The sequence below is a fragment of the Actinoallomurus vinaceus genome (assembly GCF_039542055.1).
Classification (GTDB): Bacteria; Actinomycetota; Actinomycetes; order Streptosporangiales; family Streptosporangiaceae; genus Actinoallomurus; species Actinoallomurus vinaceus.
Genome location: NZ_BAABHK010000002.1, coordinates 617,699 through 631,047 on the forward strand (window position 1 = coordinate 617,699; position 13,349 = coordinate 631,047).

11 protein-coding genes are annotated in these 13,349 nt (G+C 73.8%); 8 read left to right on the plus strand and 3 right to left on the minus strand.

Annotated features, from left to right (window positions below; all coding sequences use genetic code 11):
• Positions 1-132: 132 nt before the first annotated feature.
• Positions 133-1,359 (plus strand): isochorismate synthase, encoded by a 1,227-nt coding sequence (locus ABEA24_RS08640; protein WP_345430150.1) that lies wholly within the window; start codon positions 133-135, stop codon positions 1,357-1,359.
• A gap of 37 nt (positions 1,360-1,396) precedes the next feature.
• On the opposite strand, the gene ABEA24_RS08645 is transcribed toward ABEA24_RS08640, so the two are convergent.
• Positions 1,397-2,161: a TetR/AcrR family transcriptional regulator gene (locus tag ABEA24_RS08645; RefSeq protein WP_345430151.1), complete on the minus strand. Its 765-nt coding sequence runs from the start codon at positions 2,159-2,161 to the stop codon at positions 1,397-1,399.
• Between the two features lie 103 nt (positions 2,162-2,264).
• Between ABEA24_RS08645 and ABEA24_RS08650 the strand changes: the two genes are divergently transcribed.
• From ABEA24_RS08650 to ABEA24_RS08680, 7 genes are all read left to right on the plus strand, one after another.
• Positions 2,265-3,236, plus strand: coding sequence for an ATP-binding cassette domain-containing protein (locus tag ABEA24_RS08650; RefSeq protein ID WP_345430152.1), 972 nt, complete (start codon positions 2,265-2,267; stop codon positions 3,234-3,236).
• The gene (locus ABEA24_RS08655) at positions 3,233-4,063 is read left to right on the plus strand and encodes an ABC transporter permease (RefSeq protein WP_345430153.1); all 831 of its coding nucleotides are present in this window, start codon (positions 3,233-3,235) and stop codon (positions 4,061-4,063) included. The genes ABEA24_RS08650 and ABEA24_RS08655 overlap by 4 nt, the downstream gene beginning before the upstream one ends.
• 152 nt (positions 4,064-4,215) lie before the next feature.
• A complete protein-coding gene (locus ABEA24_RS08660) occupies positions 4,216-4,998 on the plus strand; it encodes a tyrosine-protein phosphatase (RefSeq protein ID WP_345430154.1) in 783 nt (260 codons plus the stop codon).
• Positions 4,999-5,115: 117 nt separating this feature from the next.
• On the plus strand, positions 5,116-6,249 hold the full coding sequence (locus ABEA24_RS08665) for a winged helix DNA-binding domain-containing protein (RefSeq protein ID WP_345430155.1): 1,134 nt from the start codon (positions 5,116-5,118) through the stop codon (positions 6,247-6,249).
• Positions 6,250-6,346: 97 nt separating this feature from the next.
• Complete coding sequence (locus ABEA24_RS08670) at positions 6,347-6,781, plus strand: MarR family winged helix-turn-helix transcriptional regulator (RefSeq protein WP_345430156.1); 435 nt, start codon at positions 6,347-6,349, stop codon at positions 6,779-6,781.
• Positions 6,778-8,610 carry an ABC transporter ATP-binding protein gene (locus ABEA24_RS08675; RefSeq protein ID WP_345430157.1) on the plus strand — a complete coding sequence of 611 codons (1,833 nt, stop codon included), beginning with the start codon at positions 6,778-6,780 and terminating at the stop codon, positions 8,608-8,610. The genes ABEA24_RS08670 and ABEA24_RS08675 overlap by 4 nt, the downstream gene beginning before the upstream one ends.
• Complete coding sequence (locus tag ABEA24_RS08680; RefSeq protein WP_345430158.1) at positions 8,607-10,391, plus strand: ABC transporter ATP-binding protein; 1,785 nt, start codon at positions 8,607-8,609, stop codon at positions 10,389-10,391. Before ABEA24_RS08675 ends, ABEA24_RS08680 begins: the two co-directional genes overlap by 4 nt.
• Positions 10,392-10,610: 219 nt before the next feature.
• Here ABEA24_RS08680 and menD read toward each other — a convergent pair whose 3' ends face one another.
• Entirely contained in the window at positions 10,611-12,272 is a 1,662-nt protein-coding gene (gene menD / locus ABEA24_RS08685; protein WP_345430159.1) for a 2-succinyl-5-enolpyruvyl-6-hydroxy-3-cyclohexene-1-carboxylic-acid synthase, read from the minus strand.
• Positions 12,272-13,222: an o-succinylbenzoate synthase gene (locus tag ABEA24_RS08690; RefSeq protein ID WP_345430160.1), complete on the minus strand. Its 951-nt coding sequence runs from the start codon at positions 13,220-13,222 to the stop codon at positions 12,272-12,274. Before ABEA24_RS08690 ends, menD begins: the two co-directional genes overlap by 1 nt.
• Positions 13,223-13,349: the final 127 nt, after the last annotated feature.

A 13,349-nucleotide genomic window follows, 5' to 3' on the forward strand; every position in this document is an offset into this window, starting at 1 on the left:
GTTTAGGGGCGGACACGGCGGCTACTCTCCAAGCCGGACATACATCCAGGTGAGACCGGTCTCCTGGAGCGCGGAGAACCCAGGGGACCCCGCTGTTTGAACGGGTTCAACTTTCCCGTACAGTGGGTTCTCGTGAACCTCGCTGTAGGAGTGCCGGAGCGGCTCGCCGTACGCACCGTCCCCGTGCGCGCGCCGGAGGACCTGCTGGCCCGGCTCCCCCACTCCGAGGCGCTCGCCTGGGTACGGCACGGCGAGGGGCTCGTCGGGTGGGGAGAGGCCGCGCGCGTCGCGGTCCCGCCGGGCGAGGATCGCTTCACGTGGGCGCGGCAGTGGCTCACGGCGCTCTTCGACGCCGCCACCGTCGACGACCCCCTCCAGGTGCCCGGATCCGGACCGGTCGCCTTCGGCAGCTTCTCCTTCGACCCGGACTCCGGGGACTCGGTCCTCATCGTCCCGCGCACCGTCCTCGGCCTCCGTGACGGCCAGGCCTGGTACACCACCATCGGCGACCACGCCGAGCCGCTGACCCTGCTCCGCCGCCCGGCGCCGCCCTCCGGCGTTCGCTGGGCCGACGGCGACGTGACCGCGCCGAGGCACATGCGGGCCGTCACCGCGGCCGTCGAACGCATCCGCGCCGGCCACCTGTCGAAGGTGGTCCTCGCCCGGGACCTGCTGGCCGTGGCCGAGGAGCCGATCGACAGCCGGGTCCTGCTCCGGCGCCTCGCCGACCGCTTCCCCTCCTGCTACACGTTCGCCTGCGGCGGGCTCGTCGGCGCGACGCCCGAGCTGCTCGTCCGGCGGATCGGCGGTGCGGTCGAGTCACTCGTGCTGGCCGGGACGATCGCCCGCGGCCCGGACGAGGACTCCAGCGCCGCCAGCCTGTTCGCCTCGGCGAAGGACCGCGAGGAGCACTCCTACGCCGCCGACATGGTCCGCGCCGCGCTGGCCCCGCTCTGCAGCGACCTGACGGTGCCCGCAGAGCCGCAGATCCTGCGGCTGTCCAACCTCATCCACCTCGCCACCCCCGTACGCGGGCGGCTGGACGAGGAGCGCTCGGTCCTGGACGTCGTCGGCGCCCTGCACCCGACCCCGGCGGTCGGCGGCACGCCCACCGACGCCGCCCTCGACCTCGTCCGCGAGCTGGAGGCCATGGACCGCGGCCGCTACGCCGGGCCCGTCGGCTGGATCGACGCCCGCGGCGACGGCGAGTGGGGCATCGCGCTGCGCTGCGCGCGGATCGAGGGCCCGCGCGCCCGCCTGTACGCCGGCGGCGGCATCGTCGCGGGGTCCGACCCGGAGGCCGAGCTGGCCGAGACCCAGACGAAACTGCGGGCGATGCAGTACGCCATCGAAGGCTGACCACTCCGCCTCCGATCGAACACCGGGCGGCCGCGGCTCAGGAGGAACGCGACTCCACGAGCACGCCGATCCCGTCGAGGACGCGGGCGAGCCCGAACTCGAAGGCGTACTCCGGGTCGTAGGCCGCCTGGTGGGCCTCGCCCGCCGCGGCCCCGACCCGGGCCGCGACGGGGTAGCGGTCGACGTCGAACACCTTCTCCAGCAGCGGGGCGTGCGCCGCCCACCACTCCTCGTCGGTCATGCCCGTACGGCTCTGCGCCTCGGCCGTCTCGGCGAGCAGGCGCGCCGAGCTCACGGCGTACTGCAGGACGAGGGTCAGCACCGAGTCCATCTCCACGTCGGTCAGGCCGATCCCCTCGACGGCGCGGAGCTCCTCGTCGTACTTGGCCAGGGCGTTCGGCCCCAGCGCCGGGCGGACGGTGGCGACCTGCAGCATCCACGGGTGCCGCCGGTAGAGCGCCCAGTTGGCCCGTGCCACCCGCTCCAGCCGCTCGCGCCACCCACCGTCGGCGTCGGCGGGAGCCGACCGCTCGCCGCAGACGGCGTCGACCATCAGGTCGAGCAGCTCGGCCTTGCCGGGCACGTAGGTGTACAGGGACATCGCTCCCACGCCGAGACGCTCGGCCACCCGCCGCATCGCGAGCGCACCCAGTCCCTCCTCGTCGGCGACCTCGATGGCCGCCTGCGTGATCCGCTCGATCGTCAGCCGCGGCTTCGGCCCGCGCCGAGGACGTGCCTGGACCCCCCACAGCAGCTCCATGGTGCGCGTGGGGTCGCCGCTGCCGCTGTACTCCGTCGTCACCCCGCCATTCTCCCCGGGCCGCCGCATCGATTTGAACTCCGTATAACGTACGGTATTCTTGCCGGCAGATACTCCGTACGATGTACAGAGTTAAGGGGATGGGATGACAACGACCGACATGGCGGTCGCCGCCGAGGGACTGCGCAAGCGGTACGGCGACACCGCCGCCCTGGACGGGATCGACCTCGCGGTGCCCGCGGGCACCGTGCGCGGGCTCCTGGGGCCGAACGGCGCGGGCAAGACGACGACCGTACGGATCCTGACCACGCTGCTGCGGCCGGACGGAGGCCGCGCGACCGTCGCCGGGTTCGACGTCGTCGCCCGGCCCGCCGAGGTCCGCCACCGGATCGGGCTGCTCGGCCAGCGGACCGCGGTGGACGAGATCCTCAGCGGCCGGCAGAACCTCGAGATGTTCGGCCGCCTCCACCACCTGGGCACCCGGACCGCCCGGGCCCGCGCCGCCGAGCTCCTGGACCGCTTCGGTCTCGGCGACGCGGGAAGCAAGCCCGTCGGGCGGTACTCCGGCGGCATGCGCCGGCGTCTCGACCTCGCGGCCGCGCTGATCCTCGCGCCGGCGGTGCTCTTCCTGGACGAGCCGACCACCGGCCTGGACCCGCGCGCCCGCCTGGAGATGTGGGACGCCGTCCGCACACTCGCCCGAGAGGGCACCACCGTGCTGCTCACCACGCACTACCTCGACGAAGCCGACCACCTGGCCGACGCCGTCTCCCTCATCGACCGCGGCCGGGTCGTCGCCGAGGGCACCCCGGACGAGCTGAAGGCCCGGACCGGGCACGACCGGATCGACGTCGTCGTCCACGACCCCGCTACGCTGCCGGCCGCCGCCGAGATCCTCGGCCGCGTCAGCGGCGTCACGGCCGACACCGACCCGGACCTGCGGCGCGCCGGCGCTCCGGTGCGCGACCGCACCACCGCCCTCACCGAGGTCGTCCAGGCATTGGCCGACGCGGGGATCGAGGCCGAGGACATCGGGCTGCGCCGCCCGACCCTCGACGAGGTGTTCCTGCACCTGACCGGGCGTCCCGCAGGCGATGTGCAGGAGGTGGCGGCATGACGATCGACGTCCCCGCGATCCCCCGGACGCCGGCGGCCCGCCTGCGCTGGGCGCTCTCCGACGGGTGGACGCTCACCCGCCGCGCCCTGACCCACTGGGCCCGGCGGCCCGCCCAGGTCGTCGTCGGCCTGCTGTTCCCGGTCATGGTCGTGCTGATGTTCCGCTACCTGTTCGGCGGGCAGATGCGGGTGCCCGGAGGCGGCGGATACGCCGAGTTCCTGCTGCCGGGCATGTACGCCATGACGATGGCCTTCGGGCTCGAGACCACGTTCGCGGCGATCAGCGGGGACGCGGCCAAGGGCGTCACGGACCGGTTCCGGTCCCTGCCGATGGCCTCCTCGGCCGTGGTGACCGGCCGCGCCGCCGCCGACCTGCTCAACTCCGCGCTCGCGCTCGCGCTGATGATCGCGTGCGGGCTCGCGGTCGGCTGGCGCTGGCACGACGGACCAGGGCGGGCGCTGGCGGCGTTCGGGCTGCTGCTGCTCCTGCGGTTCGCGCTGCTGTGGGCGGGGATCTACCTGGGGCTGGTCGCCGGGAACCCGGAGCTGCTGGCGGCCGTGCAGATCCTGGTGTGGCCGGTCGGCTTCCTGTCCAACGTGTTCGCCGCGCCGTCGACCATGCCCGGCTGGCTCGGCGCCGTCGCCGAGTGGAACCCGCTGTCGGCCACCGTGTCGGCCGCCCGGGAGCTGTTCGGGAATCCCGGATGGGGCGGCGGTTCCTGGGCGGCGCGTCACTCCCTGCTCCTCGCGGTCCTGTGGCCGGCGCTGATCACGGCGATCTTCTTCCCCCTGTCCGTACGGAGGTTCCGGCGGCTCGGCAGCGGCTGACCTGCCCGGAACGGCGGGGCGCGGGCCGTACGCGCCCCGCCTCGTCACCGCACCGCCGATCATCGCGCCCCCACGGGACGCGGAGCCGAAAGCACTTCCCCCCGACCAACCGACCCCGACCGACCTCCCGGGCGCCGGATAGGGTCCAGTTCATGAACAGATGGATCGATTTGGAGGGCGCGGTCAACGTCCGGGATCTCGGCGGCCTGCCCACCACCGACGGCGGCGAGATCCGCCCAGGCGCGCTGCTGCGCTCGGACAACCTGCAGGACCTCACCCCGGCCGACGTCCGCCGCCTCGTCGCGGACCTGGGCCTGCGCAACGTCGTCGACCTGCGCAGCGAGGCCGAGGTGAACCTCCTCGGCCCGGGCCCGCTCACCCGCGAGCCCACCGTCACGATCCACCACCTGTCCCTGTTCACCGAAGGCGGCCGGTACACCGACGTGGAGGCGGACACCGTCGACACCGACAAGGTCCTGCCCTGGCAGAGCCGCACGGACACCGGCCCGGAGAGCGACCGCTCCGTCGGGCACTACCTCGGCTACCTCGCCGACCGCCCCGACTCCGTCGTGAACGCCCTGCGGGTCATCACCGGCGGCACCTCGATCGTCCACTGCGCCGCGGGCAAGGACCGCACCGGCGTCGTCGTCGCCTTCGCCCTGGACGTGGCGGGCGTACCCCGCGAGGAGATCGTCGCCGACTACACCGCGACCGGAGAACGCCTGGAGGCCATCCTCGCCCGGCTGCGCTCCAGCCCCGTCTACGCCCAGGACCTCGACTCCCGGCCCGCCGACACGCACACGCCACACGCCTACACGATGGAGAAGTTCCTCGCCAGCGTGGACGAGCGCTTCGGCGGCCCGCTCGGCTGGCTCGAACACCACGGCTGGACCGACGAGGACACCACCGCCCTCCGCACCACCCTCCGAGCGTGACGTCGCGCGTGAGTGACCTTGGCAGGCGGCTCGGCCGTCGATCGTGAGGCGGGCGTCGCGGGTCGTTCCGGCCATTGCGGAAGGAAACTGACCGCTTTTGCCCCTACTGTGCCGGGCATGGAGATGCTTCGCTCGTCCGAACCGGCACGGGTCCCCGCGAATGAGGTGCTCAGCAGGCGGGCCTTGAACCGCGCGCTGCTCGCCCGCCAGATGCTGCTCGCCCGTGAGACGCTGCCCGCCGTGCGGGCGGTCGAGCGTCTGGTCGGGATGCAGGCCCAGGCACCGCTCGCTCCGTACGTCGGGCTGTGGACCCGGGTGGAGGGCTTCCGGACTGAGGACCTCGCCGATCGGATCATCGGCCGCGACCTCGTCCGCATCACGGTCATGCGCGGCACGATCCACCTGGTCAGCGCCGACGACTGCCGGTGGCTGCGGCCGCTGATCCAGCCCATGCTCGACCGCGCCCTCAAGAGCGGGTACGGCCGGCACCTGACCGGCCTGGACCTCGAGGAGGTCGTGTCGGCGGGCCGGGCGCTCGTGGAGGAACGGCCCCGCACGTTCGCCGAACTGGGCACGCTCCTCGGCGAGCGCCTGCCGGACCACGACGGCGGCGCGCTCACCGCGGTCGTACGGACGCGGGTGCCGCTTGTGCAGCTGCCGCCGCGGGGGATCTGGGGACGGGGCGGGCAGGCGGTGCACACGTCGGCCGAGGCCTGGCTGGGCCGGCCGCTGTCACCCGACCCTTCGCCGGAGGACCTCGTACTCCGCTACCTCGCGGCGTACGGTCCGGCCACGGTCAAGGACCTGCAGACCTGGTCGGGCCTGACCCGGCAGCGCGAGGTGGTCGACCGGCTCCGTCCCCGCCTGGTGTCCCTCCGGTCCGAGGACGGCACCGAGTTGCTCGACCTGCCCGACGCGCCGCGGCCCGACCCGGACACCCCGGCCCCACCGCGGTTCCTGCCCGAGTACGACAACCTGCTGCGGTCGCACGCCGACCGCAGCCACGTGCTCTCCGACGAGCACCGGGGCAGGCTCGCCACCCCGAACGACTCCCCCCGGCCGACCTTCCTCATCGACGGGTTCGTCCACGGCACCTGGCGGATCACCCGCGAGCGCGACCGCGCTGTCCTGAACGTGGAGCCGTACGCGCCGCTGTCCGCCCGGGACCGTACGGCACTGGCCGAGGAGGGCGCCCGGCTCTTGGCCTTCGCCGCCGACGGCACCGGCCACGACATCAGGATCATGGACTGAGCCATGGCCTGATGGTTCGCATGAGCGCATTGATTTCGGCCTGACGGGCCGGAAATTCGGTGGACTGGTACGTAGATGCGAACTACATTGCGCTGCCATGGAGAACACGGCGGAGGTGGTGTTCCGCGGAGCGACGAGCCTGGCGCAGCGGATGCGGTCCGAGCGGCCGCGTGACGGGTTGACGCTGTCGATGGTCAGCGTGCTGGACCACCTCGACAGGTCCGGGCCGCTCACCCCGGGAGTCCTCGCCGAGCGGCAGAAGGTCGAGCCGCAGACGATGACGCGGACCCTGACACGGCTGGAGGAGGAGGGCCTGATCGACCGGGTCCCCGATCAGGCCGACCGCAGACGGCTGCGGATCAGGCTCACCGACACCGGGCGGGAGCGCCTGGCCGACCATCTGCGGCCGAGGGTCGCGTGGCTGGACCAGGCCATGGAGCGGCTGACGCCGACCGAGCGGGAGCTGCTGCGGCTCGCCGGGGCGCTGATGGAGTCGCTGGCCTCCTGGGACGATCCGGCGGTCGCCCCGTGAGGCCCCTGGAAGCGCTGCGGGCCTCGCCGCGCCATCGCGTGCTGAAGACCCTGGCGGCCGACTCCCCCGGCCTGCTGGCCGGCGCACTGGTCTTCATGATCGCCGAGGGTCTCGTCCCGAACCTGGTCCTCATCGCCATGGGCCGTACGGTCGGCGCGATCCCGGGCGTGGTCCGGTCCGGGCTCGGCTCCCACGACGGGCACGTCCTGCTGACGCGGCTCGTCGTGGCCGGTGTGCTGTACGCCCTGTCGCTGCTGCGCGGTCCGGCCGAGGACGTCCTGACGGCGATGGTCCGGGCGAAGATGAGCGCGGTGCAGCAGCGACGGCTGATCGAGGCGGTCAGCGCGCCGGCCGGGATCGCGCACCTGGAGGACCCGGCCGTGCTCGACCGGCTGGCGTCCGCGCAGGGCGAGCTGTCCGCGTACGAGCCCGCCGGTGCGGCGATGACGCTGATCGGGCAGCTCGGCGACCGGCTGTCGGGGGCGCTCGCCTGCCTCGTCCTGGCCGGGTTCCGGTGGTGGCTGGGACTGGGCCTGTTCGTGATGTGGCTGCTGGTCCGGCGGCCGCTCCGGGCGCTGGTCCGGGCGCGGATCGCGACGTTCCGGAAGGCCACCGAGCCGCTGCGGCGCAGCTGGTACTACCTCCACCTGGCCTTCGGGACCACCGCCGCCAAGGAGGTCCGGGTCTTCGGCCTGGGCCGCTGGCTCGTCGCCGGCTACGGCGATCGCAACACCGAGGCGATGCGGCCCGCCGAAAAGGAGATCCGCCGGCTGAACCGGTGGATCGCCCTGTCCACCGTGGCGGTCCTGGCCGGGTACGGCACGGCCGCGGTGACGCTGGGCACGGCCGCGTACCGGCACGCGATCCCCCTCGGCACCCTCGTCACGATGCTGACCATGCTGCCGTCCACCCTGCAGGTCGGCGGGCTGACGGCGGCCGACATCGCCCTGGAGACCATGCTGTCGTCCGTCCCCGACCTCGATTCGCTGACCGCCGACCTACGGCCTCCTCCCCTGCCCGCGGGAGGCGGACGGCCGGTCGCCGGAACACCTCGCCGGGAGATCCGCTTCGAGGGCGTCTCGTTCCGGTATCCCGGCGCCGATCACGACGTGCTCGGCGGCCTGGACCTCGTCCTGGAGGCGGGCCGGTCCACCGCCATCGTCGGCGTCAACGGAGCGGGGAAGAGCACGCTCATCACCCTGCTCGCCGGACTGCGCACGCCGACCGAGGGCCGCGTCCTCGTCGACGGCGTCCCCCTGGAGGAGTTCCCGGTGCGCGACTGGCAGCGCAACGTCGCGGCGGTGTTCCAGGACTTCACCCGGCTGCCGCTCACCGCCCGGGAGAACGTCACGATGGGCCTGGACGGCGAGTCGGCGGACACCGAGGTCCTCGAGGCGGTGGCGCGCCGCGCCGGCGCGGCCGGCCTGGTCGCGGACCTGCCGGACGGGTGGGACACCGTCCTGTCCGCGCAGTACGACGGCGGCCGCGATCTGTCCGGCGGGCAGTGGCAGCGGATCGCGCTGGCCCGCGCCCTGTACGCCGTCGAGCGCGGTGCGGGCGTGCTGGTCCTCGACGAGCCGACGGCCCAGCTCGACGTGCGCGCCGAGGCCCGCTTCTACGACCGGTTCCTGACCATCACCGAGGGCGTCACGAGCCTGATCATCTCGCACCGCTTCTCGACCGTCCGCAAGGCGGACCGGATCGCCGTTCTCGACGGAGGCCGCATCACCGAGCTCGGCAGCCACGACGAGCTGCTGCGGGCCGGCGGCGCCTACGCCGAGATGTTCACGGTCCAGGCCGCCCGCTTCGCCCAGGAGGCACGCCGGTGAGCGGCATCCGCACCATCGCGATACTGATCGGCACGGCCTGGCGGGCGGCCCCCGCGACGCTGGTGTGGGCGGTCGTCGCCGCGACCGTCTCGGCCGTCGCCTCGGCCACCTTCCCCGTCGGCTTCCACTCCATGGTCGACGGGGCCCTCGACCACCGCTCCGGCGAGGTCGTCGTCGGCGTGGTCGTCGTGGCCCTGCTGTTCAGCGTGGCGACGACCGTCGGGACACTGTCCGTCACCGGCAACTGGACGCTCACCGACCGCCTGAACCGCTTCGTCTCCGAACGCATCGCGCTGCTGGTGAGCACCGCGCCCCGGCTGGAGCACTTCGAACGCCAGGACCTGCTGTCGGAGATCGACCAGCTCCGCGGCGACCGCCGCACGCTGGCCGCCGCGCCCCGGCAGCTCCTGCGCGCCTGGCAGGTGGTGATCAGAAGCGGCGCGATCATGGTGCTGCTGGCGACCGTGTACCCGCCCGTCATGCTGATGCCGCTGTTCGGGCTGATCCCCGCGCTCGCCGACCGGCGGGCCGCCCGCGTCCAGGCGCGCACCAGCGACGACCTCGCCCCGGTCCAGCGGCTGATCGGCGACCTGTTCACGCTCGCGACGACGGCCGGCACCGCCAAGGAACTGCGCACGTACGGTGTCACCGGCGCCCTGGCCGCCCGTCACGCCGCGCTCACCGAGGACGCCCGTCGGCGCGACGTCCGGGGAGCGATCCGGAGCGCGGCGTGGGAGGCCCTGGGCTGGACCGGATACGCCGTCGCCTTCGTCGCCGCCATCATCGTGCTGGTCCTGCGTGCCGCCCACGGGCACACCTCTCCCGGTCAGGTCGTCATGGCCATCAGCCTGATGCGGCGCGCCCAGAGCCAGGTCGCGGGCGCCTCCGACACCGCCGGGTCGCTGGCGACGGCGCTCCGTACGGCCCGGCGGCTGCGGTGGCTCGAGGGCTACGTCGCGGAGGAGACCCGTGCCCCCGCCACGGCGCGCGTCCCCGACCGGCTCCGCGCGGGCATCCGGCTGGAGGGCGTGGGCTTCCACTACCCCGAAAAGACCGACGACGTCCTGCACGACCTCACCGTCGACCTGCCCGCCGGGGCCACGATCGCGGTCGTCGGCGAGAACGGCGCCGGCAAGACGACACTGGCCAAGCTCCTCACCGGGATGTACCGGCCGACCGCCGGGCGGATCCTGATCGACGGCATCGACCTGGCCGCCCTGTCCCCCGACGAGTGGCGCGCCCGTACGACCGCGGTGTTCCAGGACTTCCTCCGCCCCAGTCTCGTGGCCCGTGAGGCCGTCGGCATCGGCGACCTGCCCCGCGCCGACGACGAGGAGGCGGTGCGCACCGCGCTGACGGCCGCCGGCGGCGACGGTCTGGCGGCCCGGCTGCCCGAGGGGCTCGCCACTCCCCTCGGCCGCTGGTTCACCGGCGGCGAGCAGTTGTCCGGCGGGCAGTGGCAGCGGATCGCGCTCGCCCGCGGCCTGATGCGCTCCGAACCGCTGCTGACCGTCCTCGACGAGCCGACCGCCAGTCTGGACCCCGCCGCCGAGGCCGAGCTGTTCGGCCGGTTCGCCGAGCTGTCCCGGTCCGGGCGGCGGGCCGGCGGCGTCACCCTGCTGGTCTCCCACCGGTTCTCCACCGTACGGACGGCCGACCTGATCATCGTGCTGGACGGCGGCCGCATCACGGAGGTGGGCGACCACGAGACTCTGCTCGCCCAGGGAGGCGGCTACGCCCAGCTGTTCACCCTGCAGGCCAGGGCGTACGAGACCGGCTGAGCAGACCCCCGCCGCACGGACCGCGGAAGGCCGGACGCCGCACAAGCGGACGCCACATGGACCGCGCCGCACAAGCGGACGCCACACGGACGGCGCCGCACAGACGACGCCACATGACCGCGCCGGACGGACCGCGCCGCGCAAGCGGACGCCGCGCAAGCGGACGCCGCGCAAGCGGACGCCGCACGGACCGACGCGACACGGGCGACGCCGGACGGGTCAGACGCCCAGGAGTGCCCGGACCGCGTCGTGTGCCGCCTCGCGCATCCGGCCGTGGAACTCGGCGTTGGCCGCGCGGTCGGTCCGCGCCTCCACGATCCGCAGGCCCTCCTTGGCCACGACCTTCGGCAGGTCGCTCAGGGACTCCAGCCGGGCGTACGGGACCCCGTGCGCCGCCGCGATCGAGGCGATGTCGACCTCGTGCGGCGTCGCGAACACCCGCTCGAACGGCTCGGGGAACGTGGCCTGCGGCAGCAGCGAGAAGATCCCGCCTCCGGCATTGTTGATCACGACGATGGCCAGGTCGGGACGCTGGTCCTGCGGGCCGATGATCAGTCCGTTCTGGTCGTGCAGGAAGGCCAGGTCGCCCAGCAGGGCGTAGGACCGGTTGCCGTGCGCCAGCGCCGCCCCGATCGCCGTCGAGACCAGCCCGTCGATGCCGCTCGCCCCCCGGTTGGCGAGGATGCGGATGCCCCGGCGGGGATGCATCGTCTGGTCGAGGTCGCGGATCGGCATGCTCGCCGCGGCCAGCAGCAGCGAACCCCCGGGGATCGTCGCCACGAGGTCGCGGGCGAGCCTCGGCTCGGTCAGCTCGTCGGTGGACTCCAAGATCCCGTCCACGGCGTTGCGCGCGATGAGGTCGGCGGTCCGCCAGGACTTCAGCCACGAGTCGTCGCCCGAGACGACCGGGATCTCCGCCTCCTGCGCCACCTGCGTCGCCGACCGCACCGGGTCGGGCCAGCGCGCCAGCGACGGCGAGACGACGACGTGCTGCTCGGCGCGGCGCAGGAACGACAGCAGCGGGCGGGACAGCCCCGGTTTGCCCAGCGTCACGACGACGTCCGGGTGGTGCCGGTCGACGAACTCCGGAACGCCCAGCAGGAAGTGGTGCGCCGACAGGGCGTGGTCGCCGTAGCGGGCGTTGCCGTTGGGCTCGGCCAGCACCGGCCAGCCCGCCATCGACGCCGCCGCGACGTAACGCTTGACGTTCACCGCGCCGTCGCCCACCACGAGGACCCCGCGCCGGGTCGGGGGCACGTGCAGCACCGAGCCCGGCGTCGCCGCCCGCACCTTGGTCCAGGCGCCGGTGACGTCGCCGTCGAGCGGCTCGCACCAGTCCTCGTCCCCGTCGGGGATCAGCGGCTCACGGAACGCGAGGTTCAGGTGGACCGGCCCGGGGTCGGGCTCCTGCGCCACGTGCCAGGCGCGGCTGGCCAGCGACCGCCAGTACGCCACCATGCCGGGGCGCTCCTCGGGCGTGCCGACCTCGCAGCTCCAGCGCACCGCCGAGCCGTACAGCTTGACCTGGTCGATGGTCTGGTTCGCGCCGGTGTAGCGCAGTTCCGGCGGCCGGTCGGCGGTCAGCACGAGCAGTGGCACGCCGGCCTCGTGCGCCTCCACGACGGCCGGGTGGAAGTTCGCGGCGGCAGTGCCCGACGTGCACACCAGCGCGACCGGGCGGCCGCTGCGCTTGGCGATGCCGAGCGCCAGGAACGAGGCCGACCGTTCGTCGATGCGGACGTGCAGGCGGATCTTCGACTGCTGGTACAGCGCCAGGGCCAGCGGCGCGGACCGCGAGCCGGGCGCCAGCACCGCGTCGGTCATGCCGCAGCGCATCAGCTCGTCGACCAGCACGGTCGCCAGCGCGGTCGCCGGGTTCATCACACCGCCTCTGCGTTCGTCGCCGGCGGGGCGCCGCCCAGCTCCTCCTGTGCCTCGGCCGCCCGGCGCCGCCAGGCCGCACCGTCGATCTCGTACCGGCGCAAAGCGTCCTCGTCCACCTCGGGCCGGCGCACGTCGATCGCGCCGTCGGTCACGGTCAGCGGGTCGGAGACGACGTCGCCCTCCAGGAGCGCCAGGGTGCCCAGCCCGCAGGCGTAGGGCAGCTCGGGCAGGGCGGCGGCCAGCGCGGCCCCCGCGGCAAGCCCGACCGAGGTCTCGACCGCGCTGGAGACGACCGCCGGGAGCCCGCACGCCTCGGCCACGCGCAGCGCGGCGCGCACCCCGCCCAGCGGCTGCACCTTGAGCACGACGACGTCGGCGGCCTCGGCGGCGCGGACCCGCAGCGGATCCTCGGCGCGGCGGATCGACTCGTCGGCCGCGATCGGCGTGTCCACCCGCCGGCGTACGAGCCCGAGCTCCTCCAGCGTCGCGCAGGGCTGCTCGGCGTACTCCAGCTCGCCCAGGAGCCCGAGCATGCGGACGGCCGTGTCGGGGTCCCAGGCGCCGTTGGCGTCGACCCGGACCTTTCCCCCGGGCCCGAGCGCGTCCCGGACCGCCTCGACGCGCGCCAGGTCGTCCGCCTCAGACTGCCCGGGTTCGGCGACCTTCACCTTGGCCGTACGGCAGCCGGAGGCGCGGGTGATCCGGTGGGCCGTCTCGGCGTCGACGGCCGGGACGGTGACGTTGACCGGGATCCGGGGCCGCAGCGGCGCGGGCCATCCGTCATGCGCCGCCTCACGGGCCGCGGCGAGCCAGCGGGCGCACTCCTTCGCCCCGTACTCCGGAAAAGGGGAGAACTCCCCCCATCCGGCCGGGCCGCGGACCAGCATCCCCTCTCGCCGTGTCACCCCGCGAAACCGCGTGCGCATCGGGATCGCGAACACGCGCAATGGCCTGACCCCCTGTCCGGAGACGCTCCTTCCCGCCTTACCTTAGAGCCGCCTGCGCCCCGCGCGTGCACGGGACGGTCAGTAGTAACCAGGGGGAACGATCACGACGGTTCCGAGCGGATGGGAC

Coding starts and splice junctions, on each gene's coding strand:
- ABEA24_RS08650 (WP_345430152.1), top strand. CDS start 2,265: ATGACAACGACCGACATGGCGGTCGCCGCCGAGGGACTGCGCAAGCGG.
- ABEA24_RS08670 (WP_345430156.1), top strand. CDS start 6,347: ATGGAGAACACGGCGGAGGTGGTGTTCCGCGGAGCGACGAGCCTGGCG.
- ABEA24_RS08665 (WP_345430155.1), top strand. CDS start 5,116: ATGGAGATGCTTCGCTCGTCCGAACCGGCACGGGTCCCCGCGAATGAG.
- menD (WP_345430159.1), bottom strand. CDS start 12,272: ATGAACCCGGCGACCGCGCTGGCGACCGTGCTGGTCGACGAGCTGATG.
- ABEA24_RS08660 (WP_345430154.1), top strand. CDS start 4,216: ATGAACAGATGGATCGATTTGGAGGGCGCGGTCAACGTCCGGGATCTC.
- ABEA24_RS08655 (WP_345430153.1), top strand. CDS start 3,233: ATGACGATCGACGTCCCCGCGATCCCCCGGACGCCGGCGGCCCGCCTG.